Here is a 25,729-nt window from a genome sequence, read left to right on the forward strand (position 1 = left end):
CATTGATGCAAGCTGAGACACCGCTTTCGCGAGCAAGCCCGCTCCCACATTTGGTCTGTGTTTACAGCAGGCTGATCGGATAGCTGATGATCAAACGGTTCTCGTCGAACTCGTTGTTGCTGAAGTCGCGGCGGATGGTTGAGTTGCGCCATTTGACGTTGAGGTCTTTGAGCGTGCCGCTCTGCACGGTGTAGCCCAGTTCGCTTTCGCGGCCCCATTCCTTGCCGTCGCTGGTGGTTGCGGTGTGTACGTTGTCGCCGCTGATGTAGCGGTTCATCAGGCTCAGGCCTGGTACGCCAAGGGCGGCGAAGTTGTAGTCGTGGCGCAGTTGCCAGGATTTTTCCTTCGCGTTGTCATAGCTGGCGTTGTAGCTGTCATTGGCCAGGGTGCCGCCGCTGGTGCCGTTGACCCGCATCCAGGCGCTTCTGCCTGTGAGTTTTTGCAGGCCGACGTAGAAGGTGTTGCCGCCATATTTGGCCGAGAACAGGCCCGACCAGGTCTTGTTGTCCAGTTCACCAGCCCGGGCGCTGCCGTCATCCTTGCCGTAGAAGAACCCCAAATTGGCGCCGAATGTCCAGTCGCCCAGCGGTTGGGTGTGGATCAAGTTGACGTATTGCTGGCTGTAGATGTCCTTGAGTTCAGCGTTCCACAGGCCGATCTGAGTGCGCTTGCCGTTGAAGGCGTATTCACCGCCCTGGAAGTTGAAGCGGTCTGAGGTAAACGCCGTTTTGCCGGTCATCGACATGTCATTCATGCTGCTGTCATCGCGCGGGCTGTTGGCGCGGAACTGGCCGCCGTAGAGCGTCAGGCCGTTGATTTCCTTTGAGGTGATCTGGCCGCCACGGAAGGTTTGCGGCAACGAGCGACCGTCGTCCGAACGCAGGATCGGCAGCACCGGCATCCATTCACCGACCTTCACTTCGGTCTGGGACAGTTTCGCCTTGAACGCCACATTGGTGCGACCGAAGTTATCCGCCGGGCGACCATCGTGATCCAGCGGCAACAACTGCGTACCCCCGGTGCCTTTGCCGCCGTCGAGCTTGACCGAATACAACCCCAGCACGTCCATGCCGAACCCGACGGTGCCCTGGGTGAACCCGGACTTGGCGTCGAGGATGAAACTTTGCGTCCACTCTTCAGCCTTGCCCTGGGTCTTGGTCGGGTTGGTGAAGTTACGGTTGATGTAGAAGTTGCGCAGGTTCAGGTTGACCTTGGCACCTTCGACAAAACCGACTTCCTCGGCCATGGCGGGCAGGGCCGCACCGGCCAGTGCGATGGCGATCAGGCTGGGTAAGAAATACTGCGTGGAAGGCGTCATGGGCTCGGGTCTCTCTAATTCCTGGAGGTGAAACAGGGCGATGCCGCAACGTTCGGGTTGCAGACAAAAGATTCGAATTCAGAAAAGCGGGGCGAAGTCAGCCGGGCAGGGCAGGGCGCGGGGGCATGGTGTTGAACCTGTTGTTATTGGTTTTGTATGACAGATGGTGAGGTAAACGGACTAAATGGTTCAATCGGGGGAGGACGGGTTCTGGGCGATTATCGAACAGCAAAAGATCAAAAGATCGCAGCCTTCGGCAGCTCCTACATGGAATCGCGTACCTGCGTAGGAGCTGCCGAAGGCTGCGATCTTTTGATCTGGCTTTTCCCGCAGCCAACAAAAAGCCCACCAATCGGTGGGCTTCGTGTTTACCGCGCTATCAGAACAATTTCATCTTCGGCGCTTCTTCTTTCAACGGCTCGTTCTTCGCCGTCTGTTCATTCCAGCCACCACCCAATGCCTTGTACAGATTGACCGCGCTGGTCAGCTGCGCCAGACGGTCGGTGATCAGCGCTTGTTGAGCACTGAACAGCTGACGCTGGGCATCGAGGAAGGTCAGGTTGCTGTCGACACCAATGCGATAACGACGCTCGGCCAGACGGTAGTAGTCCTGGTTGGCGCTGACGAAGTCACGCTGAGCCTGCAACTGTTCGGTGTAGGTCTGGCGGGCAGCCAGGCCATCGGCGACTTCCTGGAAGGCCGTTTGAATGGACTTCTCGTAGTTCGCCACGCCGATGTCTTTCTGGATTTTGGAGTAATCCAGGCTGGCGCGCAGGCTGCCGGCGTTGAAGATCGGCAGGTTGATTTGCGGCTGGAACAACCAGGTGCCCGAACCGCCCTTGAACAGACCGGACAGGTCCGGGCTCAGGGAACCGGCATTGGCGGTCAGGCTGATGCTCGGGAAGAACGCAGCCCGTGCCGCACCGATGTTGGCGTTGGCAGCCTTCAGGTTGTACTCGGCCTGAAGGATGTCCGGACGACGTTGCAGCAAGTCCGACGGCAGGCCGGCCGGCACTTCGCTCAGCACGTCATCCGACAGTGGCTTGGCCGCTTGCAGATTGGCCGGGATACCGGTGCCGAGCAGCAGCACCAGGCTGTTTTCATCCTGGGCGACCTGACGGGTGTATCTGGCCAGTTGTGCGCGGGCGTTTTCCACCGAGGTACGCGACTGGGCCAGATCCAGCGCCGAGGCTACACCCACTTCGTTGCTGCGCGAGGTGAGCTTGTAGCTCTCCTCGAAGGCCCCGAGGGTTTCCTGGGTGAGTTTCAGCAGCTCCTTGTCAGCCTGCCAGGTCAGGTAGGCATTGGCCACGCTGGCCACCAGACTGATCTGCGTACTGCGGCGCGCTTCTTCAGTGGCGAAGTATTTCTGCAGGGCTTCTTCGCTCAGGCTGCGAACCCGACCGAACAGGTCGAGTTCATAAGCGCTGATGCCGACAGTGGCCGAGTAGGAACTGCTGATGGCCGCTTCACCGGTTTGCGAGGCCCGTGCCGGAACTCGCTGACGGCTGCCGCTGCCGGTGGCCGAAACGGCCGGGAACAGATCGGCACGCTGGATGCGGTATTGAGCCGCATAAGCGTCGATGTTCAGCGCCGCGACGCGCAGGTCACGGTTGTTCTCCAGCGCGGTCTGAATCAGCTGTTGCAGCGCCGGGTCGTGGAAAAACTGCTTCCAGCCCTGTTCGGCGGCGGCCTGGTTAGGCGCCTGGGCCGGCGAATACGCCGGGCCTTGCGGGTATTGGCCCGCCACCGGTGCTTCTGGCTGCTGATAATCGGGTATCAGCGAGCAGCCGCTCAGCACGAAGGCGGCGACTGCGATGGAGAGTAGCGACTTGCTCATTAGCCAGCCTCTTTAGAAGGTTCAATAGCGTCATCCTGGTCAGCGATTTTGCGCTGGCCCATGGACGACACGGTGACGAAGAACAATGGGACCCAGAAGATCGCCAGCACAGTGGCCGTGATCATACCGCCAATCACCCCGGTACCGATCGCATGTTGGCTACCCGAACCTGCGCCCGTGGAAATGGCCAGTGGAACCACACCGAGCACGAAGGCGAGCGAGGTCATGATGATCGGTCGCAGACGCATCCGGCAGGCTTCGATCGCGGCATCGCGCAGGCTACGTCCTTGCTCATGCAGTTCCTTGGCGAACTCGACGATCAGAATGGCGTTTTTCGCCGCCAGACCGATGGTGGTCAACAGCCCCACCTGGAAGTACACGTCGTTGGACAGGCCACGCAGGCTGGTCGCCATCAGTGCACCAATGATCCCCAGCGGTACCACCAGCATCACCGCGATCGGGATCGACCAGCTTTCATACAACGCCGCCAGACACAGGAACACCATCAGCAGCGACAAGGCATACAACGCTGGCGCTTGCGAGCCGGACAAACGTTCCTCGTACGAGAGGCCAGTCCAGGAGATACCGACACCAGCCGGCAGTTTCTTGGCCAGGGCTTCGACTTCGGCCATCGCTTCACCGGTGGAATAGCCTGGCGCCGGGGCACCGAGGATTTCCATCGCTTCTACGCCGTTGTAACGGGCCAGTTTCGGCGAACCGTAGATCCACTCACCCTTGGCGAACGACGAGAACGGAACCATGGTGCCGGCGCTGTTGCGCACGTACCACTTCTTCAGGTCTTCGGGGCTCATGCGAGCGCCAGGCAGGCCTTGGATGTAAACCTTCTTCACGCGACCGCGGTCGATGAAGTCGTTCACATAGCTACTGCCCAAGGCAATCGACAGGGTGTTGTTGATGTCGGTGAGGGTCACGCCCAGGGCGCTGGCTTTCTCATCGTCAATTTCCAACTGGTATTGCGGCTCGTCGTTCAGGCCGTTAGGACGGACTTGCGACAGGACCTTGCTTTGCGCTGCCATGCCGAGGAACTGGTTACGTGCCTCCATCAGCTTTTCGTGACCGATACCGGCGCGGTCCTGAAGGAACACGTCGAAACCGGTGGCGTTACCCAGTTCCAGTACCGCCGGTGGAGCGAAGGCAAATACCATGGCATCACGGAAGGTAAAGAAGTGCTGTTGGGCACGGGCCGCCAGTTTGAACACGCTGTTGTCGGCGTTACGTTCTTCCCATGGTTTGAGCATGATGAACGCCATACCCGAACTCTGACCCCGACCGGCGAAGTTGAAGCCGGTCACGGTAAACACCGAGGCCACCGCGTCGCCTTCGCCGCCTTCCTTGCTCGGACGCAGCAGGAATTCGCGCATTTCGTCCACGACCACTTGCGTACGCTGGGAACTGGAACCAGCCGGTGTCTGCACCTGGGCAAACAGTACGCCTTGGTCTTCTTCCGGGAGGAACGCCGTTGGAATACGGGTGAACAGCCAGATCATGCCAACTACGATGATCAGGTACGCCAGCAGATACGGAGCCTTGTGCGCGAGCATGTTGCCCACGCCGCGCTCGTAGCTTTTGACGCCACGGTCGAAACTGCGGTTGAACCAGCCGAAGAAGCCGCGTTTCGGCGTGCCGTGCTCACCTTTCGGAATCGCCTTGAGCATGGTCGCGCAGAGCGCCGGGGTGAAGATCAACGCTACCAGTACCGACAGGGCCATGGCCGAGACGATGGTGATCGAGAACTGCTTGTAGATCACACCGGTGGAGCCACTGAAGAACGCCATCGGCAGCAGTACCGCCGACAGAACCAGCGCAATACCGACCAGGGCACCCTGGATCTGCCCCATGGATTTCTTGGTGGCCTCCTTGGGTGACAGACCTTCTTCGCTCATGACCCGTTCGACGTTTTCCACCACGACAATGGCATCGTCCACCAGCAAGCCAATGGCCAACACCATACCGAACATGGTCAGGGTGTTGATGCTGAAACCGAACGCCGCGAGGATCCCGAACGTACCCAGCAATACCACCGGCACGGTCATCGTGGTGATGACGGTGGCGCGGAAGTTTTGCAGGAACAGGAACATCACCAGGAACACCAGCACGATCGCTTCGACCAGGGTTTCAACCACACCCTTGATCGACTCGGTCACCACCGGAGTGGTGTCATACGGGAACACCACTTCCATCCCTTCCGGGAAGAAGGGCTTGAGGGTGTCAATGGTATTACGCAGGGCTTTTGCGGTGTCGAGGGCGTTGGCACCGTTGGCCAGTTTCACCGCCAGACCGGAGGCCGGGGCGCCGTTGAACTGGGCGCTGATCGAGTAGTTTTCGCCACCCAGACCGACTTCCGCAACGTCGCCGACACGCACTTGCGAGCCGTCCTTGTTGACCTTCAACAGGATCGCCTTGAACTGCTCGGCGGTCTGCAGACGGGTCTTGCCGATGATCGTCGCGTTCAGTTGCTGGCCGGGCAGGGCAGGCAAGCCGCCGAGTTGACCGGACGACACCTGGACGTTCTGCGCTGCAATGGCGGTTTTCACGTCCACCGGGGTCAGGTTGAAGTTGTTCAACTTGGCCGGGTCGAGCCAGATCCGCATCGCGTACTGGGCACCGAAGACCTGGAAGTCACCGACACCGGCGGTGCGCGAAATCGGGTCTTGCATGTTCGACACGATGTAGTTGGACAGGTCGTCCTTGGTCATGCTGCCGTCGCGCGACACCACGCCGATGACCATCAGGAAGTTTTTCACCGACTTGGTCACGCGGATGCCCTGTTGCTGCACTTCTTGCGGCAGCAGCGGGGTGGCCAGGTTCAGCTTGTTCTGGACCTGAACCTGCGCGGTATCGGAGTTGGTGCCCTGCTCGAAGGTCGCGGTAATGGTCATGTTGCCGTCAGAGTTACTTTCCGACGAGACATAACGCAGGTTATCGATACCGTTGAGCTGTTGCTCGATCACTTGCACCACGGTGTCCTGCACGGTTTGTGCAGACGCGCCCGGGTAGGTCACCGAGATGGCAATGGCCGGAGGCGCAATGCTCGGGTATTGGTTGATCGGCAGTTTGAGAATCGATAGAGCCCCGACCAGCATAATCACCAGGGCAATCACCCAGGCGAAAATAGGACGGTCGATAAAAAATTTCGACATGGTTTACTCCCCTTTGCCGCCGACAGCTGTGTTAGCTGCCTGTGCGGGGGCCGGGCTCTTTATGCCAACATTAGTGGCTTCAGTGGCCTTGACTTCAACGCCAGGTCTGACGAATTGCAGCCCTTCGGTGATCACGCGATCGCCTGCCTTCAGACCGTCTTCAATCAGCCATTGGTTACCGACAGTGCGGCTGGCCTTGAGCTGACGCAGTTCGACCTTGTTGTCCGGGCCGACGACCAGTGCGGTCGGAGAGCCTTTGAGGTCGCGGGTCACGCCTTGTTGCGGAGCCAGAATCGCCGCGCTGTCCACACCGGCCTGCAACTGGGCGTGAACGAACATGCCCGGCAGCAGGGTGTGATCGGGGTTCGGGAACACGGCACGCAGGGTCACGGAACCGGTGGTCTGGTCAACCGAAACTTCGGAGAACTCAAGCTTGCCGTCCAGCGTGTACTGGCTGCCATCTTCGAGAGTCAGCTTGACCGCGGCGGCATTATCGCCAGCCTTTTGCAGACGACCGCTTTCCAGTTCGCGGCGCAGCTCAAGCAGCTCCACCGAAGACTGAGTGACGTCGACGTAGATTGGGTCCAGTTGCTGAATGACGGCCATGGCGTCGGTCTGGCCGTTGCTGACCAGCGCGCCTTCAGTCACAGACGAACGGCCGATGCGACCGGAGATCGGTGCGTAAACCTTGGTGTAGCGCACGTTGATCTGGGCGGTCTGCAGGGATGCTTCCGATTGCAGGCGGTTGGCCAGCGCGGTGTCGTATTCCTGACGACTGACAGCCTGTTCGTCGACCAGTTGCTTGTAGCGGTCGGAGATCGACTTGGTCGAACGCAGGTTGGCTTCGGCGCTTTTCAGGGTCGCGTCATAGACCGATGGGTCGATCTGATAAAGCTGCTGACCGGCCTTGACGTCGCCGCCTTCCTTGAACAGTCGCTTGAGAATGATGCCGTTGACCTGTGGGCGAACTTCGGCGATGCGGAACGCACTGGTGCGCCCCGGAAGTTCGGATGTCAGGGTGAAGGCTTGAGGTTGCAGGGTTACGACGCCGACCTGAGGGGCTGGTGCGGCAGGTGCCGCCTCTTCCTTTTTACATCCGCTGAGCAGCGATGCCAGGGCGACGGCAGTAACCAGAGCGGTAACAGCTGGCTTGAATTGCATGAAGATCCTCGGGTCAGGCGCGCACATTGCGCACAAGAAATGTGGAAGGTTAAAAAATTTTTGCCGGGTGGATAAGTAGCTTGCTAAGGAATATACTTACGTTCATGGTTGTTTGTAAAGGCCTTGGCGGTGTACCCACACGGTTACAAAAGCCGTTCAAAGGTTGGAATTGTAGGCCTGATGAGACGCCCAAGAGCGCTCGCCCCACTTTTATTCAGCTGATATTCAGACATCGCTGAAGCACCCTGATTGAGGTTTTACTGCCATGGTCCGTCGTACCAAAGAGGAAGCTCAAGAAACCCGAAGCCAGATACTCGAAGCGGCAGAAAAAGCCTTTTACGAGCGGGGCGTGGCACGCACGACGCTGGCGGATATCGCGACCCTGGCCGGCGTGACTCGCGGGGCCATCTACTGGCATTTCAGTAACAAGGCGGATCTGGTGCAGGCGATGCTCGATACCTTGCATGAGCCGCTGGATGAAATGGCCAAGGCCAGTGAAAGCGAAGATGAACTCGATCCGCTGGGCTGCATGCGCAAGCTGCTGATTCATTTGTTTCATCAAGTTGCCCTGGACCCGAAAACCCGACGCATCAACGAGATTCTTTTTCATAAGTGCGAATTCACCGATGAAATGTGCGATCTGCGCCAGCAGCGCCGAACGGCCAGTCTCGATTGCAATGTGCGAATTGCTCTGGCCCTGAGTAATGCGGTGAATCGCGGGCAGTTGCCGGAAAACCTCGACACTGCCCGCGCGGCCATCAGCCTGCATGCGTATATCGATGGCATCCTGTATCAGTGGCTATTGGCTCCCGACAGTTTTCAACTGCACACCGAAGCCGAGCGTTGCGTCGATACAGGGTTGGATATGCTGCGCTTGAGTCCAAGCCTGCGCAATTGAAACAAAATGCGTAATTGGATCCGTTTGTGTCAAGACTTGAAGCGGGGGGAAATGTCCCTGCTTCACTCGCCTTTCTGTAATGGGTGCTTTTATATACGTACGTTTGCCAGGTTGATAGGTAGCGAGCTACGTATTTTGTAGGGATTTTGTGTCGAGTGTGTGAATGAATGTTAACAACCCGGGCTACAAGGGCGCCGAGCAGCCGATAAAGGGTATCGCGCTGATCTGCCTGGCGGTTTTGTTGTTCGCCAGTCACGACACTTTGTCCAAGTACCTGTCCGGGTTCTATCCGATCGTGATGGTGGTTTGGGCACGCTACGTGGTGCACACCTTGTTGATGCTGGTGATTTTCGTGCCACGCAGTGGTTTCTCGGTGGTAGTGCGCACCCAGCGTCCGGGTTTGCAGTTATTACGCGCCCTGTGCCTGATCGGCACCAGCCTGTTTTTCACTTCCGGCCTGCGCTACATCCCTTTGGCTGAAGCCACCGCCGTCACTTTTCTTGCTCCTTTATTGGTGACCGCGTTGTCCGTACCGTTGCTGCATGAGCGCGTAACCCGCAATCAGTGGCTGGCGGTGCTGGGTGGATTTGTCGGCGTGTTGATCGTCGTGCGGCCTGGGGGTGCGCTGTTCACCCCGGCGATTTTATTGCCACTGTGCTCGGCCTTGTGTTTTGGCTTCTATCAATTGCTCACTCGCCTGCTCAGCGGTATCGACAGCCCGACCACCAGCAACTTTCTCACCGGCATTCTCAACAGCCTGATCATGACTGCACTGTTGCCGTTCTTCTGGAGCACACCGACGCTGCTGCATAGCCTGTTCATGATTGGCCTGGGCACTTGCGGCATGCTCGGTCACATGTTGCTGACCCAGGCCTTCCGCCATGCGGCGCCGGCGATGCTGGCGCCGTTCAGTTATGGGCAGATTCTGTTTGCCGGGATATACGGGTACTTGATCTTTGACCATGCCCCGGATGGTTTTGCCATCCTGGGCATCGCTGTTATTTGTGTGAGTGGACTTGCAGTTGCATGGGCTCAAAGCAAAAGAAGTTCCGCTTAGGTTCCGCCTGATGGCTTCAACTTGGCATTGTTATAATGGCTCCCATAAAATAGTTATAAGGATAAGTTTCACTTTTGTTATGAAGGTTTGAGAGGCACTTGATAGGTTCTGAGCCAACGGAAGTGGCGTAATACTCCCAAAATAATTCAACTCTCGGGATTCGGTGGCCAGCCGTTTGCCTGTGGCAATAACTCAGCGTCGTCTCAAACAGCGCTGTTTGTCGATAGTTGGTATATTTGATGTAGGTATCGAATATCTGTTTCTTGATGTCGTAATCGATATTGATGTCTTGCTTAAGATGAGGATCTCCTTCGAATATCAGGTTGACGGTCTCGTAAGGGAGGATCTTGTCGGGCCGATCCACGGGCGGATTTTCAGGGGAAACGTCATCAAGCCAGAAGGTTGTATCCGTAAAGTTTGTAATTTGCAGCATAAAAATAAGAGTGTTCGGATCTGTAGCGTCCATGCTCATGTTTTCCTTTTGAATTAGGTGGTTGTTGTGGAGGTTGTGCAACGTGTTCGTTGATGTGCGAAGACTAAGTGTCTTGTATTTGGTTGGCGACTCTTTAAGTGTGTGCAAATAAAAAAGCCCTGGCTCTTTCGAGGCAGGGCTTTATGTTATTTAAGTTATTTACAGAGCCGGATAATCGATATAACCCACCGGACCCTTCGCATAGAACAATTCCGGACGTGCTTCATTCAACGGCGCATCGGCCTTCAAGCGTGCTGGCAAATCCGGGTTGGCAATGAACGGCACACCGAATGCCACCGCGTCAGCCTTGCCGCTGGCCAGCCACTCGTTGGCGCTGTCCTTGGTGAAGCGTTCGTTGGCGATGTACGGGCCGCCGAAGGCTTCCTTCAGTTGTGGGCCCAGACTGTCGCCAGCTTCTTTCTCGCGCGAGCAGATGAAGGCGATACCACGCTTGCCCAGTTCGCGAGCGACGTAGGTGAAGGTCTCGGACAGGTTGTCGTCGCCCATGTCATGGAGATCGGCACGTGGTGACAGGTGCACACCGACGCGGCCCGCGCCCCAGATTTCGATGGCGGCATCGGTCACTTCCAGCAACAGGCGCGCACGGTTTTCCAGGGAGCCGCCATAGTTGTCGGTGCGCTGGTTGGTGCTGCTTTGCAGGAACTGGTCGAGCAGGTAACCGTTGGCGCCGTGGATTTCCACACCGTCGAAACCGGCAGCCTTGGCGTTCTCGGCACCCACGCGGTAAGCGTCGATGATGTCGGCGATTTCAGCGGTTTCCAGGGCGCGCGGGGTTGGGAAATCGGCCAATGGACGCACCAGGCTGACATGACCCTTAGGCTGGATGGCACTCGGCGCGACCGGTGCTTCGCCGTTCAGGTACAAGGGGTGGGAAATCCGGCCCACGTGCCACAGTTGCAGGAAGATTTTGCCGCCAGCGCCGTGGATCGCTTTGGTCACGTTGCTCCAGCCGCGCACCTGGTCGTTGGACCAGATACCGGGAGTGTCCGGGTAGCCCACGCCGATTGGCGTCACCGAAGTCGCTTCGCTGAGGATCAGACCGGCAGAGGCGCGTTGCACGTAGTACTCGGCCATCAGCGCGTTCGGCACACGGCCTTCGTCGGCGCGGCAGCGGGTCAGCGGCGCCATGATGATGCGGTTGGCCAACTCGAGGTCGCCCAGTTTGATCGGATCGAAAATAGTCGTCATGAAATAAAACCCTCGTTAAAGATCAGTTAGTAGCGGGGGCCAGTTCGGCATTGCCGCTCTGACGGAAAGTAATCAGGGTCACCAGAAGGGCGAGTACCGCCAGTGCGGCTGCCGCGAGCGGCACGCGGGTGAGGCCGAAGCCATGGGCGATGACGCTGCCGCCGACCCAGGCACCCAGCGCGTTGCCGACGTTGAAAGCGCCGATGTTCAGGGTCGACACCAGGTTCGGTGCCGCCTTGCCGTAGGTCACAACGTTCACTTGCAGGGCGGGTACGGCGGCGAAGCACGCGGTGGCCCAGAGGAACAGGGTGATCTCGGTTGGAATCACGGCAATGCTGGTCCAGGTCAGCACGGTGGACACGACTGCCATGGTGGTGAACACACCGATCAGCGTCGCCGCCATGCTTTTGTCCGCCAGCTTGCCGCCGATGATGTTGCCGACCGTCAAGCCCAAGCCGATGAGCATCAAGGTCCAGGTCACGCCACGTGGCGAGACTCCGGTGACCTCGCCCAACAGAGGCGCGACATAAGTGAACAAGGTGAAGACCGAGGCGGCGAACAGCGCAGTCATGCTCAGTGACAGCCAGATCCCAGCGCCTTTGAGGGCGCGCAGTTCGGCACGCATGTCGAGTTTCTCTTCATCGCGCTTGGCCGGCAGGAAGCGAATCAGGCCGATCAACGCAATCACACCGATCACCGTCACCGCCCAGAAGGTCGAACGCCAACCGGCTTCCTGACCGAGCGCGGTACCCAGCGGCACGCCGAGGACATTGGCCAGGGTCAGGCCGGTGAACATCAGGGCCACGGCCGACGCACGTTTGTTGGCCGGTACCAGACCTGCCGCCACCACCGAACCGATGCCGAAGAAGGCGCCGTGACACAACGCGGTGACCACGCGGGCAAACATCAAAACGTTGTAGTCACTGGCCAGGGCGCAGAGCAGGTTGCCGATAATGAAGATGCCCATCAACGCTACCAAAGCGGCCTTGCGCGGCAGTCTGGCGGTGGCCAGTGCCATGAACGGTGCACCGATGGCCACGCCCAGGGCGTAACCGGTCACCAGCCAGCCGGCGCCGGGGATCGACACACCGAGATCGGCCGCCACCTCGGGCAACAGGCCCATGATGACGAACTCGGTGGTGCCGATGGCGAAGGCGCTCAAGGCCAGAATGAGTAGCGAGAGGGGCATTGTCAGTTCCTTGTCGGAGCGCGAAGCTCCTTGTCGATGGCGTCGAGGAACGCCTGAATCACGTCCTCGTTGCGTTTGAAGAAGTGCCATTGACCGGCTTTCTGGCTGCTGATCAGTCCTGCCCGTTGCAAGGTCGCCAAATGGGCGGACACGGTCGACTGCGACAGGCCGCAGCGTTGATCGATCTGTCCGGCGCAAATGCCGTACTCATGGTTGTGGAGCTGTTCCGGGAACTGGACTTTGGGGTCTTTCAGCCAGATGAGGATGTCTCGGCGTACTGGGTGTGCCAGCGCTTTTATTATTTCGTCGAGGTCGATGGTCATGGTTTGGGCTCGTGATGAGTAAAACGCTATATCGCGATGAGGCGAACTTTAAATCGGTACTTCGCGATATACCAATATGATTTTGGTCTGATGACCGCATGAATCGGTATATCGGGTTATAACGATATGGATGTCGCAGTGTTAAGCTGCGCGCATGAACTATCTCGCACATCTGCACCTCGGTGGCCAGCGCCCCGGTCAAATGCTCGGCAGTCTGTATGGCGATTTCGTCAAAGGACGGCTGCAAGGGCAGTTCGATCCGGAGATCGAAGCGGCCATTCAGTTGCACCGCAGCATCGACGTGTTTACCGACCGCCATCCGCTGGTGGACATCGCCTTGTCGCGGTTTTCCCTCACGCGCAGGCGTTACGCCGGGATCGTGCTCGATGTTTTTTTCGACCACTGCCTGGCACGGGACTGGGAGTTGTACGCCGACCGTCCGCTGGCGCAGTTCACTTCGGACGTTTACCGGGTGCTGTCCGCCGAGCCGCAGTTGCCGGAGCGCCTGGCGATGATAGCGCCGCACATGGTGGCCAATGACTGGTTGGGTTCTTACCGGGAATTTGCGGTGCTGGAGCAGGTGCTGCGGGGGATTTCACGCAGGTTGACCCGGCCCGAGGAGTTGGCCGAGGCGATGCAGGAATTGCGACGATTGTATGAGCCGTTGAGCGAGGATTTCCGGTTGTTCTATCCCGAGTTGCAGGCATTCGCTGCGACACCGCGAATTTAATGTGGGAGCGGGCTTGCTCGCGAAGGCTGCTTCACATTCAACACATGTGCTGGCTGTCAAACCGCTTTCGCGAGCAAGCCCGTTCCCACAGGGGATTTGTGTCAGGCCGCGATCGCAGGGCGTAGCGGCTCCTGTTGTGTCTGCGGAATCGCCCCGAACAACGCCTTCTGCACCGCCTGCTGCGCTTCGAACGCCAGCGCAGCACGTTCCCGGTCCTGGCACTCGATCGGCTTGAGCAGATGAATTTCCACCTCACCTCGATCATTGGCGAACAAGCGCATCAGGTGCGAGAGCAAATCATCATCGCCAATGAACGGTGCCAGGGTATCGAGCTCGCCATCGCGCAGATAACGAATCGCCACCGGTTGCAGCGCCACTTCGGAATCGATCGCCGCTGACAGCAAACGACCATGAAATGTGCGCAGCGAGCGGCCATCAGTGGTGGTGCCTTCCGGGAACATCAGCAGCGGATGTTCCTGCTCCAGATGGCGCGTCATTTGTTTGCGGATCAACTGACTGTCGCCTGAACCACGGCGAATGAACAGGCTGCCGGCCTTGGCCGCCAACCAGCCCGCCACCGGCCAGGTGCGCACTTCGGCCTTGGACAGGAACGACAGCGGCGTGAGCATGCCCAGCAAAGGAATGTCAGTCCAGGACACGTGATTGCTGACCCAGAGCATCGGTGCCTTCGGCAATTCACCCTGCACGGTCACGCGAAAGGGCAGGGCATTGCTCAGCCGCGCCATGAAAAACCGCGACCAACGCTGGCGACGGACCATCGAATGGGCAATCCCCAGTCGCTCGAACAACCCGAAGAGACTGGCCATGCTCAAGCCCAACGTCACCACCAAAAGCACTCGCGCAATTCGCGCGTACACCCGCAAGCGGCTCATCATACAGCCGCCTTGAAGTGCTTGGCGTAGCGCGGGCAGAGCTCGTCACGCTTGAGCAGGATGAACACGTCGGCCACCTGGAAGTCTTCGTCCCAGCACGGCTCGCCACAGATTTTTGCGCCCAGGCGCATGTAGGCCTTGAGCAGTGGTGGCATTTCGGCGATGACGTTGGACGGAATATCCAGCGTCGGCAGTGGTTTTTTCGGCTCGGCGCGCAGGTGTTCGGTGCACAGGTAGCGTTCGCGCAGGCGCTGCATGATCGCGTGGGCCTGAATGCCGCCGTCCTGCATTGGAATGCTCGCGCAACCCATCAAATAGCTGTAGCCGCCTTGGTTCAGCACTTCGGCCAGTTCACCCCAGAGCACGGCGATAGTGCCGCCATTGCGGTAGGCCGGGTCGACGCAGGTGCGACCGATTTCCAGGATCGGGCCTTTCAGATGGACCAGGCCATGCAGGCTGAATTCTTCTTCGCTGTAGAACTTGCCCAGGCTGCTGGCCGCTGTGTGGTCGAGCAAACGGGTGGTCGCCACCAGGCGCCCGGTGTTCAAGTCACGCACGCCGATGTGGGCGCAGTGAACATCATAGTCATCCATGTCCAGACCCAGCTCCGCGCCTTTCAGCTTGGCGTTGAATTCGCCGCTGAACACGTTGAAGCGCAAGGCCTGGGCTTCCTGCAACGCCTCGGCGCCCACCAGGCGTTCGGCTTGCAGGCGGCGTTCATTGCCGGTGTCGCTGATGCGGGCGATCTGAGTCATTGTGAGTCTCCGTACGGGCTGGCCACCCGTCTTGGGTTGCAGCCGATCGACTTTCTTTATGCAGCCGTGTTGTGCAAAGTCAGGCTATGTAGCCCCGGTGTCATCGCCATGAAGCTTTGGTGATGCTTATATGACAGCCTTTGAGGAGCCTCTTATGCCCTGGCAATCCCTGTTGAATCGCCGTGATCGCCTGCCCGTCGACCCTGACCTGGGCGAAGGCTTTGCAACCTTGTTGCAACAATTGGGCGCGGTGTCGCCGTTCGAATTGGCGGTGGTCGGTGGACGGCTGATGGCAACACCGGGGCTGGCGTTTCTGGTGGGTTATCAGGCGGCGTTGCGCATGCTCTGGCCGAGCGCGCCGCTGAGCCTCGGCGCGTTATGTGCGACTGAACAGCGCAGTTTGCGGGTGGCGGACATGCAGACCCGGCTGCGCGATCTGCGTCTGAATGGACGCAAGGATTTCGTCACCGCCGGCGATGCCGCCGACTGGTTGCTGGTCGCCGCCCGCAGTGAAGAACCCGGCGAAGCGGCGCGCTTGAACCTTGCGGTGGTTTACCCCGGCGAACCGGGTGTGCGCCTGGAAAAGCTCGCGCCGATGCCACTGATGCCAGACATAGGTCACGGCCGGTTGTTTCTCGACAACGCGCTGTGTGAATTGCTCGCTGGGGATGGTTGGGACGCATACGTCAAACCGTTCCGCACCCTGGAAGACATCTATGTGTTGAGCGCCATGACCGCGTGGCTATACGGCGTCGGTCAAGACAGCGACTGGCCGCAAACCTTGCAACTGCGTTTGCTGGCGCTGCTGGCCGGGTGCGCGGAAGTCAGCCGCCAGGCACCGAACAATCCGGTCGGGCATGTGTTGCTGGGCGGGTTGTTTGCGCAGTTCGATGGGCTCAAGGCTGAAGTGAATCAGGCCCTGGCCGATGGCCCGCCACAATGGGCGGCGATGTGGCAGCGAGATCAGACCGTGATGGATCTGGCGGCAGGGGCGCGGGGGAAGCGGTTGGCCAAGGCGTTGGCGGGATCTTCGCTGGGTTGATGGGCCTCTTCGCGAGCAAGCCCGCTCCCACAGTTGATCTGCGGTGTTCACACATTTTGTGCTCACCACAAATCCCCTGTGGGAGCGGGCTTGCTCGCGAAGGCGGCCTCATTGGCGACGCAAATTCCAAAACTGTCATCAAGCTCGACTAGGCTCTGCAGGTTCATCCCTCCGAGCGCCCCTCATGTTCAAAGGCTTGTCCCTGATTGTCATGCTACTGCTCAGCCTCACGGCCCACGCTGAAAACTGGCCGGACGAGCAATGGTCGCCCGGCCCGAAAGTCACCGGTCCGGCACTTCAGGCCCTGGAGAGTTACGCCTTCCCGCCCCGCGACGATGCCACTCACCAAGGCATTCGCACCGATGCCTTGCTGGTAATCCGCGACGGTCAGTTGATCTACGAACGCTACGCCGGCCCGACCACTGCCCAAACGCCGCACCTGACGTGGTCGATCAGCAAAAGCCTGATGGGCGCGGTGCTCGGGGTGGCCTATGGCGAAGGGCTGTTCAAACTGCAGGACCCGGCGGTGAAGTTCTATCCTCCGCTGGAAAAACACCCCGGCATGACCATGGCCGACCTGCTGCACTGGGCCTCGGGCCTGGACTGGCAGGAAGACTACGAATACGCCCCATTGAAGTCCTCGGTGGTGGCCATGCTCTACACCCGTGGTCACCGCGACATGGCTGCGTTCACCGCCGACCATGACGAGTACGTCAAACCCGGCCAGGCATTCCGTTACTCCAGTGGTGACAGCAACCTTCTGTCCGCCGCGCTGAAAACCATCGTCGGCCCGGCCCGTTATCCGGATTATCCATGGACCGCGCTGTTCGAACCCTTGGGGATTCGCAGTGCGGTGTGGGAAACGGATGCCACGGGGACGTTTGTTGCATCGTCCTACGCCTATCTCACTGCCCGGGATCTGGCGCGGGTCGGCCTGTTGATGGCGCGCGACGGTCGTTGGCGTGAGCGGCAATTAATGCCCAAAGACTGGGTCGACTTCAGTCGTGAGCCTTTTGCCCGCTATCAAGCCAACCAGGATGAAGTAGTGCCCGGCGGACATTGGTGGCTCAATCGCACGGTGGATGGCGCGACCCAACCCTGGCCCGCTGCCCCCGGCGACACCTTCGCCGCGCTGGGCCATTGGGGCCAGGCGATGTACGTGATTCCCAGCGAAAAGCTGGTGATCGTGCGCTACGGCGATGATCGCGATGGAAGCTATCGGCACAACGAATTGCTCAACCTCGCGCTCAAGGCCTTTGCCATGCAGGTGCAGCCATGAGCCGCCGCAGTTTTATTCGCCGTCGGCCGTTCAGCACGATGTTGCTGGTGCTGCTGATCGTCTTGCTTGGCTGGATCTGGCAGGAGCGTGTGGCGCTATGGGCCTTCCCCGATATCATCAGCGCTTATACCGCCAAGGAATACTGCTCGTGCCGGTATGTGATGAACAATCCGGTGGAGTATTGCCAGAGCTATGTGAAGCAGTATTTGCCCACCAGTGGGTTCGTCGATGATGCTGCGAACAAGCGTGTGACGGTTGGTGGGATGGGGCGCAGCAATAGCGCTGTTTGGGTTGGCGAACGGCAGGGATGTCGGTTGATCCCTTGAAAAGATCGCAGCCTTCGGCAGCTCCTACATTGACCGCGTGCAACCCTGTAGGAGCTGCCGAAGGCTGCGATCTTTTGATCTTTTGATCTGTGCGGTTTGCAATGCGCCCACGGCCAGTTAAGGTTCGCTCAGGTTTATCTACCCCCCGAGTCTCTATGTTCAACCGCTTTGTCTGCAAAACCCTCGCTTTCCTGCTGCTGGCCGGTGTCACCGTGTCGGCCCAGGCCAATTGGTACCTGGACGGCGAGTCTTCGCGGCTGTCGTTCATTAGCACTAAAAACGCCAACATCTCCGAAGTGCAGCGCTTTCTGGTGCTGCACGGCAAGGTCGATCCCAAGGGCCTGGCGCAGGTAGAAGTCGAACTAGAGTCGATCAACAGCGGCATTCCGCTGCGTGACGAGCGCATGCGCAAGGAGCTGTTCGAGATCCAGACGTTCCCTGAGGCGCTGATCACTACGCAAATCGATCTGCGGCCGATCAACGACCTGGCGCCGGGTGCGCAACTGGAGTTGCGCTTGCCACTGACCGTCAACCTGCATGGCAAACAACACCGATACAACGCCGAACTGCTGGCGACCCGTCTTGATGACCGGCGCTTTCAAGTGGTGACCCTCGAGCCGTTGGTGATCAGCGCTGAAGATTTCGGCCTGGCCCCGGGCCTGGAAAGCTTGCGCAAGGTTGCCGGTTTGTCGGCCATCAGTCTGTCGGTGCCGGTGGGTGCGGTGCTGATTTTCACGGCGCGCTGAAATGCGCGGCGCAATTTTTCCGTGGCGCGACGGCAACCGCTTTGAACTGCTGATCGATGGCCCGCAGTTTTTTCCGCGAATGCTGGTGGCGATTGCCCGCGCCGAAGAACAAGTCGAACTGGAACTGTACCTGGTGGAGGCGGGAGCCTGCGCCGAGGCCATGGTTCAGGCGCTGGTCCAGGCTGCCGAACGCGGCGTGCGGGTGCGTTGCCTGTTCGATGACTACGGCAGCCTAGCCTTTACCCTGACCTTGCGTCAGCGCCTGATGGCCGCCGGTGTCGAGCTGCGTTTCTACAATCGCCTGAGCTGGCGACGCTGGGTGGGCAATTTCTATCGCGACCACCGTAAGCTGCTGCTGGTGGATCAATGCCTGGCGGTAGTCGGCGGCACCGGGGTCACCGATGAGTTCTGGACACCAGGTGAAGACACCAGCGAATGGCACGAAGTGATGGTGGAAATCGGCGGCCCGTTGGTGCTCGACTGGCAGTTGCTGTTTGACCGCCAATGGATTGCCAACCGCCATCGGCGCGCCTGGAAACCCACTGCGCACTTCGGTTTACCGCGCCTGCCACGAGTGCCGGCCATGGGCGAGGGCATGGGGCGGGTCGCTTATGCCGACGCCCGCCAACACCGCGATATTTTGCAATCGCTGGTTCGCGCACTGAACAGTGGCCAGCGCCGAATCTGGTTGGCCACGCCGTATTTCCTGCCGACCTGGAAAGTCCGCCGCTCACTGCGTCGGGCTGCGGCTCGTGGCGTTGATGTGCGTCTGCTGCTGACCGGGCCGCGCACCGATCACCCCTCGGTGCGCTACGCCGGGCATCGCTACTACCCGCGATTGCTCAGGGCCGGGGTGAAGATCTTCGAATACCAGCCGTGTTTCCTGCACCTGAAAATGGTGTTGATCGATGACTGGGTGAGCATCGGCTCGTGCAACTTCGATCACTGGAATCTGCGCTTCAATCTGGAAGCCAACCTCGAAGCCCTGGACCCCGGACTGACCCGGGCGGTGGCGGCGAGTTTCGAGAATGACTTTGCCCTGAGCCAGGAAGTCAGCCTCGAGGCATGGAAGCGCCGACCGTTGTGGCGGCGGGTCAAGCAAAGGGTATGGGGATGGGTGGATCGGCTGGTGGTGAATCTGCTGGATCGACGGGGCTGAATACATTCCTCCAAACACCCTGACCTAATGTGGGAGCGGGCTTGCTCGCGAAAGCGGTCTGACATTCAGCATCTTTGTTGAATGTTAAGCCGTCTTCGCGAGCAAGCCCGCTCCCACATTTGTTTTGCGGTGTGTCAGGGATTACAGCAACTCAAAGCTCTGCTGCGTCACGTCCTGGGAGTCCAGGCCGATCTGCACGTTGAACTTGCCCGGTTCCGCGGCGTACTTGAGCTGGGCGTTGTAGAACTTCAGGTCATCCTCGGTGATGGTGAAGTGCACGACTTTCTGTTCGCCGGCCTTGACCAATACTTTCTGGAAGTTCTTCAGTTCCTTGACCGGGCGGATCATCGAACCGGTCACGTCCTGGATGTACAGCTGCACCACGGTTTCGCCGTCACGCTTGCCGGTGTTCTTCACCACGACGCTGGCGTCGAGCTTGCCGGTCTTGTTCAGTGTGGTCGACGACAGCGCCATGTCGGTCAGGCTGAACTGGGTGTAGCTCAGGCCGAAGCCGAACGGGAACAGCGGCCCGGTGGTGTCTTCGAAATATTGCGAGGTGTAGTTGCCCGGTTTGCCCGGAGTGAAAGGCCGGCCAATGCTCAGGTGGTTGTAGTAGGTTGGAATCTGACCCACCGAGCGCGGAACGCTGATCGGCAGTTTGCCCGATGGGTTGTAGTCGCCGAACAGCACGTCAGCGATGGCGTTGCCGCCTTCGGTGCCGCTGAACCAGGTTTCCAGAATCGCGTCAGCCTGCTCTTTCTCTTCGAGAATCGACAGCGGACGGCCATTCATCAACACCAGCACCAGCGGTTTGCCGGTGGCTTTCAACGCCTTGATCAGCTCGCGCTGGGCTGCCGGGATGTTCAGGTCGGTACGGCTCGACGATTCGTGGGACATGCCACGGGATTCGCCCACCGCCGCCACCACCACATCTGCTTGCTTGGCAGCCTTGACCGCTTCATCGATCAACACATTGGCCGAGCGCGGATCATCCACCACTTCCGGCGCATCGAAGTTGAGGAAGTTGAGGTAATCGAGGATTTTCTTGTCGCTGGTGATGTTCGCGCCGCGGGCGTAGATCAGCGTCGACTGTTTGCCAAGCGCAGTGGTCATGCCGTCGAACAAAGTGACCGATTGCTCGGGACGGCCCGCAGCGGCCCAACTGCCCATCATGTCGATCGGCGCCTTGGCCAGTGGACCGACCAAAGCGATTTTTGCGGTTTTCTTCAGCGGCAGGGTGTCGCCCTGGTTCTTCAGCAACACCAGGCTGCGGCGCGCGACATCACGGGCCTCGGCGCGGTGCAGACGGCTTTCGGCGTAGGTGTCGACCGGGTCATCCTCGGCCTTGCCGATGCGCAGGTACGGGTCCTTGAACAGGCCCATGTCGTACTTGGCGGCGAGCACTTCACGCACGGCGTTGTCGATGTCTTTCTGTTCGATCTCACCGGCCTTCAACAGCCCTGGCAATTCCTTGCCATAAAGAGTGTCGTTCATGCTCATGTCGATGCCGGCCTTGATCGCCAGTTTCGCGGCTTCGCGACCGTCGGCGGCGACGCCGTGCTTGATCAGCTCGAAAATTGCGCCGTGATCGCTGACTGCCAGGCCCTTGAAACCCCATTCCTTACGCAGCAGGTCGTTCATCAGCCAGGTGTTGGCGGTAGCCGGCACGCCGTTGATCGAGTTCAGCGCGACCATCACCCCGCCGGCACCGGCGTCAATCGCCGCGCGGTACGGTGGCAGGTAGTCCTGATACATCTTGACCGGGCTCATGTCGACGACGTTGTAGTCGCGACCGCCCTCGACCGCGCCGTACAAGGCAAAGTGCTTGACGCTGGCCATGATGCTGTCGGCCGCGTTCGCGCCTGAGCCCTGGAACGCCCTGACCATTACGCCGGCAATCCGCGAAACCAGGTAGGTGTCTTCGCCGAAGCCTTCGGACGTGCGGCCCCAGCGTGGGTCGCGGGAGATATCGACCATCGGCGCGAAGGTGATGTCGAGGCTGTCAGCCGCCGCTTCCTGGGCGGCGATGCGCCCGGAGCGACCGATGGCGTCCATGTCCCAGCTCGAAGCCAAAGCCAGCGGAATCGGGAAAATGGTGCGGTGGCCGTGGATCACGTCATAGGCGAAGAACATCGGGATCTTCAATCGGCTGCGCATGGCCGCGTCCTGCATCGGACGGTTTTCGGCGCGGGTGATCGAGTTGAAGGTGCCGCCGATATTGCCGGCAGCGATCTCCTTGCGGATCATCTCCCGCGGCATTTCCGGGCCGATGCTGATCAGGCGCAACTGGCCGATCTTTTCATCGAGGGTCATTTGCTTCATCAGGTGGCTGATGAAAGCGTCCTTGTTCTCTATAGGTGCGGGCGTCGTGGCGGCCAATACGGTATGACTGGCCAGGCTGACGAACAGGCCCAGCAAACACAGCTTCTTCATGAATTGTTTTCTCAAAAGCCTAAACGGCAGTGAATACACGCCGGTCAGCCAAAATTTGGGGAGCGACTATTGTTGTTCAGGTAAATGCAGACACACTTGCGCAGCGTGTCAGTGCTGGGCATCTTTTAGCCCATTGGCTCGATGCAATCCAGTAGCGGCGCAGATTATGCCCCAAGAGCCGGGTCAGAGTTCGCGGGTTGTTTCATCAACGGAATGTGCAAGGGAGCATCAACCAGATGAATGTACGACACCATTATCGGTCGAGCCTGCAGGTTGCAGCCTTGATGTTGCTGACCACACTGCTGGCCGGCTGCGGCATCAACAATATCCCGACCCTCGACGAACAAGCCAAGGGCGCCTGGGGCCAGGTGCAGAACCAGTACCAGCGTCGCGCTGACCTGATTCCCAATCTGGTGGAAACCGTCAAGGGTTATGCCCAGCATGAGCAAGACACCCTGACCGCGGTGATCGAAGCCCGCGCCAAGGCGACGTCGATTCAGGTGGATGCCAGCACGCTGGATAATCCGGAAAAACTCAAACAATACGAGCAGGCGCAGAATCAGCTGACCGGCGCGCTGAGTCGATTGATGGTGGTGTCCGAGCGCTACCCGGACCTCAAGGCCAACCAGAACTTCCTGGCGCTGCAATCGCAACTTGAAGGCACCGAGAACCGCATCGCCGTGGCGCGTCGCGACTTCATCCTCGCGGTGCAGAAATACAATACCGAGATCCGCACCTTTCCCGGTCGCCTGTGGCACACCGTGATGTATAGCGATCTGCCAATCCGCGAAACCTTCGAGGCCACCAGCCCCGGCGCCGAGAAAGCGCCTGAAGTGAAGTTCCAGTAAGCGCCGGAACGGGCTTGAAGCGTCACCAAGGATGAGGTTGCCAATGCGCGTGTTGAAAGTGGGCCTGGTGCTGATGTTCTGGGTGTTTGCCCTGACGGCCCAGGCCGAGTTGAAGTTCCCGGAATTGACCGGTCGGGTGGTGGACAACGCCCAGATGATCGAGCCTGCGGTGCGCGAGCAGCTTGTTCAGCAGCTTAACGCCCATGAAAAAACCACCGGCGAGCAATTGGTGGTGGTCACGTTACCGGACTTGCAGGGCACCGACATCGCGGATTTCGGTTATCAGCTGGGACGCTACTGGGGCATCGGCCAGAAGGACAAGAACAACGGCGCGTTGCTGATCGTCGCGCGTGACGAGCGCAAGCTGCGGATCGAAGTCGGTTATGGCCTGGAAGGTCGTCTGACTGATGCGCAGAGTTCGGTGATCATCCATCAGGTGATCACGCCCGCGTTCAAGGCCGGCAACTTCAGTAAAGGCATCAGCGACGGGGTTGCGGCGATGCTGGTGGTGCTGGGCGGCAATCCGCTGGACGAGCCGTCGACGGTGTATGAATCGGACGGTGATCAGGAGAGTGATTTCGTTGGGCGGCATCCGGGGTTGTTCGTGCTTCTGCTGATGCTGTTCTTCCTGACGATCTTCGTCGGGCAGATGTTCGGTATTCTGCCAAGCGGCGGGGGCCGTGGCGGCTCGGGAGGCGGGTTCGGCGGCGGAGGTTTTGGCGGCGGTGGCGGTGGGGGCTTCAGCGGCGGCGGGGGCAGTTTCGGGGGCGGCGGTTCGTCGGGCGGCTGGTGATCACACTGCAGGTAAAAACAACAACAGCGAGCAGGCATTCATAAACATGGCATTACTGACTGAACACGAACAACGCAAAGTCGCCGAGGCGATCGCCCGGGTAGAGCGCGATACCGACGCCGAACTGGTGACGGTGCTTGCGGCCCGCGCCGACGATTACGCGTATATCCCGCTGCTCTGGGCCAGTCTGCTGGCGCTGGTGGTGCCGGGTATCGTGCATTACCTGACGGGCTGGCTGACCATGCACAGCCTGTTGCTGGTGCAATGGCTCAGCTTCATCGTGTTGTGTCTGGTGTTCCGTATTCCGAAAGTCACCACGCGCCTGATCCCGCGCTCGGTTCGTCACTGGCGCGCGTCAAACCTGGCGCGCCGGCAGTTCCTGGAGCAAAACCTGCACCACACCGTGGGCAGCACCGGCATGCTGATTTTCGTCTCCGAGGCCGAGCGCTATGTGGAGATTCTGGTGGATGAAGGCATTTCCAAACGGCTGGACAACAAGAACTGGGACGCGATTGTGGCGGCGTTTACGCAGCAGGTGAAACAGGGGCAGACGTTGCAGGGCTTTGTGACGTGCATCGAGGCATGCGGCGAGTTGCTCAAGGTGCATGTACCGGTGACCCATGTGCGCAATGAGTTGCCGAATCGGTTGGTGGTGTTGAGCTAAATAAAAAGATCGCAGCCTTCGACAGCTCCTACGCCGATCGCGGTTCCCTGTAGGAGCTGCCGAAGGCTGCGATCTTTTGATTCTGCACCGTTCGGCAAATAACTGCGTGTCCCGAACGGCCATCCCCCCTAAAATACCCACCATTCCCCGATCCGCACCGCCCGAGGCCGTTTTTTCCCATGTCTGTCACCGCCACTCCCGCCAGCCTCGCGCCGGATCATCACGCCCAGTTCATCGACCTGCTGCAAACCAGCCTCGACCAGAACGCCTTCATCAAACTGGTGCTGGCCAAGTACGTTGGTACAGAGGCGGATTTGCAGCGGCTGATCATCAAGCAACTGACGGTCAAGGATCAGTCGTGCCTGTCCTTCGTCTATCGCTACAAGACCCGCGACATCACCAAGAACCTGCCGCTTGCCGAAGGCGTGGCGACCATTGCTGCGTTGTTGCCTGCATCGTTCAAAAATGCGCATTTATTGTCATTGACCGATGAAGCCCAGCTCGAATACAGCAAAAAGGGCAAATCTTCGCTGTTCAAGAGCAAACCTCAGCAATTGCGCGAAGTGCCATCCGCCGAGCACAACCGCGAGAAGAACCGTTTCCTCGATCTGAGCCGGCCGTTTCTCAAAGACCTCGGCGTAACCAACGCGCAGCATGAGCTGATCCCGGCGATGTCGCGCAAGTGGAAGCAGATCAACAAGTTCATCGAAGTCTTCAGCCATGCGCTGACCTCGTCGCCGCTGGCGCTGGACAAACCCGTGCGGGTGGCGGATTTCGGCTCGGGCAAGGGTTACCTGACGTTCGCGATCCACGACTACCTGCGCAATACCTTGAAAGCCCAAGGCGAAGTGACCGGCGTCGAGTTGCGCGAAGACATGGTCAGCCTGTGCAACACCGCCGCCGCGAAACTGGAGCATCCGGGGCTGGTGTTCAAATGCGGTGACGTGCGCAGCGTCGCGCCGAGTGAACTGGACGTGATGATCGCGTTGCATGCCTGCGACATCGCCACCGACTACGCGATTCACACCGGCATTCGTTCTGGCGCTTCGATCATCATGTGCTCGCCGTGCTGCCACAAGCAGATCCGCCTGCAGATCCAGAGCCCGGCGCTGCTCAAGCCGATGTTGCAATACGGGCTGCACCTGGGTCAGCAAGCGGAAATGGTTACTGACAGTTTGCGTGCGTTGTTCCTGGAAGCCTGCGGTTACGAGACCAAGGTCTTTGAGTTCATCTCTCTGGACCACACCAACAAGAACAAGATGATCCTGGCGGTCAAACGCGCCGAGCCGGTTGATCCCGCCCAGCTGTTGGTGAAGATTCAGGAACTGAAGGATTTCTACCACATCAGCGAACATTGCCTGGAAACATTGCTGCGGGCTGACGGTTACCTCTGATCCTGTGGGAGCGGGCTTGCTCGCGAAAGCGGACTGGCA

At 59.4% G+C, this 25,729-nt stretch carries 23 protein-coding genes; 12 read left to right on the forward strand and 11 right to left on the reverse strand.

The features are described from left to right. Nucleotides 1-61 precede the first annotated feature (61 nt). The 4 genes from TU81_RS05605 to emhA all read right to left on the reverse strand — a co-directional run bounded on the left by TU81_RS05605 (nt 62) and on the right by emhA (nt 7,480). Nucleotides 62-1,318 carry an OprD family porin gene (locus TU81_RS05605; RefSeq protein ID WP_048393956.1) on the reverse strand — a complete coding sequence of 419 codons (1,257 nt, stop codon included), beginning with the start codon at nt 1,316-1,318 and terminating at the stop codon, nt 62-64. Between the two features lie 379 nt (nt 1,319-1,697). After that, nucleotides 1,698-3,158, reverse strand: a complete 1,461-nt coding sequence (gene emhC, locus TU81_RS05610; RefSeq protein WP_038979266.1) for an efflux RND transporter outer membrane subunit EmhC — start codon at nt 3,156-3,158, stop codon at nt 1,698-1,700. Then, nucleotides 3,158-6,319, reverse strand: a complete 3,162-nt coding sequence (gene emhB / locus TU81_RS05615; protein WP_038979267.1) for an efflux RND transporter permease subunit EmhB — start codon at nt 6,317-6,319, stop codon at nt 3,158-3,160. The genes emhC and emhB overlap by 1 nt, the downstream gene beginning before the upstream one ends. Nucleotides 6,320-6,322: 3 nt before the next feature. Beyond that, a complete protein-coding gene (emhA, locus tag TU81_RS05620) occupies nt 6,323-7,480 on the reverse strand; it encodes an efflux RND transporter periplasmic adaptor subunit EmhA (protein ID WP_038979268.1) in 1,158 nt (385 codons plus the stop codon). 265 nt (nt 7,481-7,745) lie between these two features. Here emhA and emhR point away from each other — a divergent pair, with 265 nt between their 5' ends. Both emhR and TU81_RS05630 read left to right on the forward strand, forming a co-directional pair. After that, a complete protein-coding gene (emhR, locus tag TU81_RS05625; protein ID WP_038979269.1) occupies nt 7,746-8,378 on the forward strand; it encodes an efflux system transcriptional repressor EmhR in 633 nt (210 codons plus the stop codon). A 163-nt stretch (nt 8,379-8,541) separates the two neighbouring features. After that, a complete protein-coding gene (locus TU81_RS05630) occupies nt 8,542-9,435 on the forward strand; it encodes a DMT family transporter (protein WP_038979270.1) in 894 nt (297 codons plus the stop codon). 16 nt (nt 9,436-9,451) lie between these two features. Here the strand turns inward: TU81_RS05630 and TU81_RS05635 are convergent, their stop codons facing one another. From TU81_RS05635 to TU81_RS05650, 4 genes are all read right to left on the reverse strand, one after another. Continuing rightward, nucleotides 9,452-9,901, reverse strand: a complete 450-nt coding sequence (locus TU81_RS05635) for a hypothetical protein (protein WP_048393967.1) — start codon at nt 9,899-9,901, stop codon at nt 9,452-9,454. Nucleotides 9,902-10,066: 165 nt separating this feature from the next. Further along, nucleotides 10,067-11,116 carry an alkene reductase gene (locus TU81_RS05640; protein WP_038979272.1) on the reverse strand — a complete coding sequence of 350 codons (1,050 nt, stop codon included), beginning with the start codon at nt 11,114-11,116 and terminating at the stop codon, nt 10,067-10,069. Nucleotides 11,117-11,138: 22 nt separating this feature from the next. Beyond that, nucleotides 11,139-12,305 carry an MFS transporter gene (locus TU81_RS05645; protein ID WP_038979273.1) on the reverse strand — a complete coding sequence of 389 codons (1,167 nt, stop codon included), beginning with the start codon at nt 12,303-12,305 and terminating at the stop codon, nt 11,139-11,141. Nucleotides 12,306-12,307: 2 nt separating this feature from the next. Continuing rightward, nucleotides 12,308-12,628: an ArsR/SmtB family transcription factor gene (locus TU81_RS05650; RefSeq protein ID WP_007903797.1), complete on the reverse strand. Its 321-nt coding sequence runs from the start codon at nt 12,626-12,628 to the stop codon at nt 12,308-12,310. A gap of 154 nt (nt 12,629-12,782) precedes the next feature. On the opposite strand from TU81_RS05650, the gene TU81_RS05655 reads away from it, so the two are divergent. Continuing rightward, nucleotides 12,783-13,358 carry an acyl carrier protein phosphodiesterase gene (locus TU81_RS05655; RefSeq protein WP_048393969.1) on the forward strand — a complete coding sequence of 192 codons (576 nt, stop codon included), beginning with the start codon at nt 12,783-12,785 and terminating at the stop codon, nt 13,356-13,358. Between the two features lie 101 nt (nt 13,359-13,459). Here the strand turns inward: TU81_RS05655 and TU81_RS05660 are convergent, their stop codons facing one another. Further along, nucleotides 13,460-14,251, reverse strand: coding sequence for a lysophospholipid acyltransferase family protein (locus TU81_RS05660; protein WP_048393971.1), 792 nt, complete (start codon nt 14,249-14,251; stop codon nt 13,460-13,462). After that, nucleotides 14,251-15,006, reverse strand: coding sequence for an L-ornithine N(alpha)-acyltransferase (gene olsB / locus TU81_RS05665; protein ID WP_007903792.1), 756 nt, complete (start codon nt 15,004-15,006; stop codon nt 14,251-14,253). The genes TU81_RS05660 and olsB overlap by 1 nt, the downstream gene beginning before the upstream one ends. Before the next feature lie 154 nt (nt 15,007-15,160). Between olsB and TU81_RS05670 the strand changes: the two genes are divergently transcribed. The 5 genes from TU81_RS05670 to TU81_RS05690 all read left to right on the forward strand — a co-directional run bounded on the left by TU81_RS05670 (nt 15,161) and on the right by TU81_RS05690 (nt 19,558). Further along, complete coding sequence (locus TU81_RS05670) at nt 15,161-16,048, forward strand: acyl-CoA dehydrogenase middle domain-containing protein (protein ID WP_048393976.1); 888 nt, start codon at nt 15,161-15,163, stop codon at nt 16,046-16,048. Between the two features lie 184 nt (nt 16,049-16,232). Next, nucleotides 16,233-17,327, forward strand: a complete 1,095-nt coding sequence (locus TU81_RS05675) for a serine hydrolase domain-containing protein (protein WP_048393978.1) — start codon at nt 16,233-16,235, stop codon at nt 17,325-17,327. Next, nucleotides 17,324-17,653 carry a hypothetical protein gene (locus TU81_RS05680; RefSeq protein WP_048393980.1) on the forward strand — a complete coding sequence of 110 codons (330 nt, stop codon included), beginning with the start codon at nt 17,324-17,326 and terminating at the stop codon, nt 17,651-17,653. Before TU81_RS05675 ends, TU81_RS05680 begins: the two co-directional genes overlap by 4 nt. Before the next feature lie 155 nt (nt 17,654-17,808). Next, a complete protein-coding gene (locus TU81_RS05685) occupies nt 17,809-18,399 on the forward strand; it encodes a YceI family protein (RefSeq protein WP_048393982.1) in 591 nt (196 codons plus the stop codon). Nucleotide 18,400: 1 nt separating this feature from the next. Continuing rightward, on the forward strand, nt 18,401-19,558 hold the full coding sequence (locus TU81_RS05690; RefSeq protein ID WP_038979280.1) for a phospholipase D-like domain-containing protein: 1,158 nt from the start codon (nt 18,401-18,403) through the stop codon (nt 19,556-19,558). A 141-nt stretch (nt 19,559-19,699) separates the two neighbouring features. Here the strand turns inward: TU81_RS05690 and bglX are convergent, their stop codons facing one another. Then, nucleotides 19,700-21,991: a beta-glucosidase BglX gene (bglX, locus tag TU81_RS05695; protein WP_048393983.1), complete on the reverse strand. Its 2,292-nt coding sequence runs from the start codon at nt 21,989-21,991 to the stop codon at nt 19,700-19,702. Between the two features lie 236 nt (nt 21,992-22,227). On the opposite strand from bglX, the gene TU81_RS05700 reads away from it, so the two are divergent. The 4 genes from TU81_RS05700 to TU81_RS05715 all read left to right on the forward strand — a co-directional run bounded on the left by TU81_RS05700 (nt 22,228) and on the right by TU81_RS05715 (nt 25,690). Continuing rightward, complete coding sequence (locus TU81_RS05700) at nt 22,228-22,839, forward strand: LemA family protein (RefSeq protein ID WP_048393987.1); 612 nt, start codon at nt 22,228-22,230, stop codon at nt 22,837-22,839. Nucleotides 22,840-22,882: 43 nt separating this feature from the next. Continuing rightward, nucleotides 22,883-23,632 (forward strand): TPM domain-containing protein, encoded by a 750-nt coding sequence (locus tag TU81_RS05705; protein ID WP_038979282.1) that lies wholly within the window; start codon nt 22,883-22,885, stop codon nt 23,630-23,632. Between the two features lie 46 nt (nt 23,633-23,678). After that, nucleotides 23,679-24,296: a TPM domain-containing protein gene (locus tag TU81_RS05710; protein ID WP_007903764.1), complete on the forward strand. Its 618-nt coding sequence runs from the start codon at nt 23,679-23,681 to the stop codon at nt 24,294-24,296. A gap of 179 nt (nt 24,297-24,475) precedes the next feature. Then, nucleotides 24,476-25,690, forward strand: a complete 1,215-nt coding sequence (locus TU81_RS05715; protein WP_038979283.1) for a class I SAM-dependent methyltransferase — start codon at nt 24,476-24,478, stop codon at nt 25,688-25,690. Nucleotides 25,691-25,729 lie beyond the last annotated feature (39 nt).

Source organism: Pseudomonas lini, assembly GCF_001042905.1.
Taxonomy (GTDB): domain Bacteria; phylum Pseudomonadota; class Gammaproteobacteria; order Pseudomonadales; family Pseudomonadaceae; genus Aquipseudomonas; species Aquipseudomonas lini.

What these genes read in the sequence shown, in the direction of transcription:
- TU81_RS05605 (WP_048393956.1), bottom strand. Translation starts at nt 1,318, where the DNA reads ATGACGCCTTCCACGCAGTATTTCTTACCCAGCCTGATCGCCATCGCA.
- emhC (WP_038979266.1), bottom strand. Translation starts at nt 3,158, where the DNA reads ATGAGCAAGTCGCTACTCTCCATCGCAGTCGCCGCCTTCGTGCTGAGC.
- emhB (WP_038979267.1), bottom strand. Translation starts at nt 6,319, where the DNA reads ATGTCGAAATTTTTTATCGACCGTCCTATTTTCGCCTGGGTGATTGCC.
- emhA (WP_038979268.1), bottom strand. Translation starts at nt 7,480, where the DNA reads ATGCAATTCAAGCCAGCTGTTACCGCTCTGGTTACTGCCGTCGCCCTG.
- emhR (WP_038979269.1), top strand. Translation starts at nt 7,746, where the DNA reads ATGGTCCGTCGTACCAAAGAGGAAGCTCAAGAAACCCGAAGCCAGATA.
- TU81_RS05630 (WP_038979270.1), top strand. Translation starts at nt 8,542, where the DNA reads ATGAATGTTAACAACCCGGGCTACAAGGGCGCCGAGCAGCCGATAAAG.
- TU81_RS05635 (WP_048393967.1), bottom strand. Translation starts at nt 9,901, where the DNA reads ATGGACGCTACAGATCCGAACACTCTTATTTTTATGCTGCAAATTACA.
- TU81_RS05640 (WP_038979272.1), bottom strand. Translation starts at nt 11,116, where the DNA reads ATGACGACTATTTTCGATCCGATCAAACTGGGCGACCTCGAGTTGGCC.
- TU81_RS05645 (WP_038979273.1), bottom strand. Translation starts at nt 12,305, where the DNA reads ATGCCCCTCTCGCTACTCATTCTGGCCTTGAGCGCCTTCGCCATCGGC.
- TU81_RS05650 (WP_007903797.1), bottom strand. Translation starts at nt 12,628, where the DNA reads ATGACCATCGACCTCGACGAAATAATAAAAGCGCTGGCACACCCAGTA.
- TU81_RS05655 (WP_048393969.1), top strand. Translation starts at nt 12,783, where the DNA reads ATGAACTATCTCGCACATCTGCACCTCGGTGGCCAGCGCCCCGGTCAA.
- TU81_RS05660 (WP_048393971.1), bottom strand. Translation starts at nt 14,251, where the DNA reads ATGAGCCGCTTGCGGGTGTACGCGCGAATTGCGCGAGTGCTTTTGGTG.
- olsB (WP_007903792.1), bottom strand. Translation starts at nt 15,006, where the DNA reads ATGACTCAGATCGCCCGCATCAGCGACACCGGCAATGAACGCCGCCTG.
- TU81_RS05670 (WP_048393976.1), top strand. Translation starts at nt 15,161, where the DNA reads ATGCCCTGGCAATCCCTGTTGAATCGCCGTGATCGCCTGCCCGTCGAC.
- TU81_RS05675 (WP_048393978.1), top strand. Translation starts at nt 16,233, where the DNA reads ATGTTCAAAGGCTTGTCCCTGATTGTCATGCTACTGCTCAGCCTCACG.
- TU81_RS05680 (WP_048393980.1), top strand. Translation starts at nt 17,324, where the DNA reads ATGAGCCGCCGCAGTTTTATTCGCCGTCGGCCGTTCAGCACGATGTTG.
- TU81_RS05685 (WP_048393982.1), top strand. Translation starts at nt 17,809, where the DNA reads ATGTTCAACCGCTTTGTCTGCAAAACCCTCGCTTTCCTGCTGCTGGCC.
- TU81_RS05690 (WP_038979280.1), top strand. Translation starts at nt 18,401, where the DNA reads ATGCGCGGCGCAATTTTTCCGTGGCGCGACGGCAACCGCTTTGAACTG.
- bglX (WP_048393983.1), bottom strand. Translation starts at nt 21,991, where the DNA reads ATGAAGAAGCTGTGTTTGCTGGGCCTGTTCGTCAGCCTGGCCAGTCAT.
- TU81_RS05700 (WP_048393987.1), top strand. Translation starts at nt 22,228, where the DNA reads ATGAATGTACGACACCATTATCGGTCGAGCCTGCAGGTTGCAGCCTTG.
- TU81_RS05705 (WP_038979282.1), top strand. Translation starts at nt 22,883, where the DNA reads ATGCGCGTGTTGAAAGTGGGCCTGGTGCTGATGTTCTGGGTGTTTGCC.
- TU81_RS05710 (WP_007903764.1), top strand. Translation starts at nt 23,679, where the DNA reads ATGGCATTACTGACTGAACACGAACAACGCAAAGTCGCCGAGGCGATC.
- TU81_RS05715 (WP_038979283.1), top strand. Translation starts at nt 24,476, where the DNA reads ATGTCTGTCACCGCCACTCCCGCCAGCCTCGCGCCGGATCATCACGCC.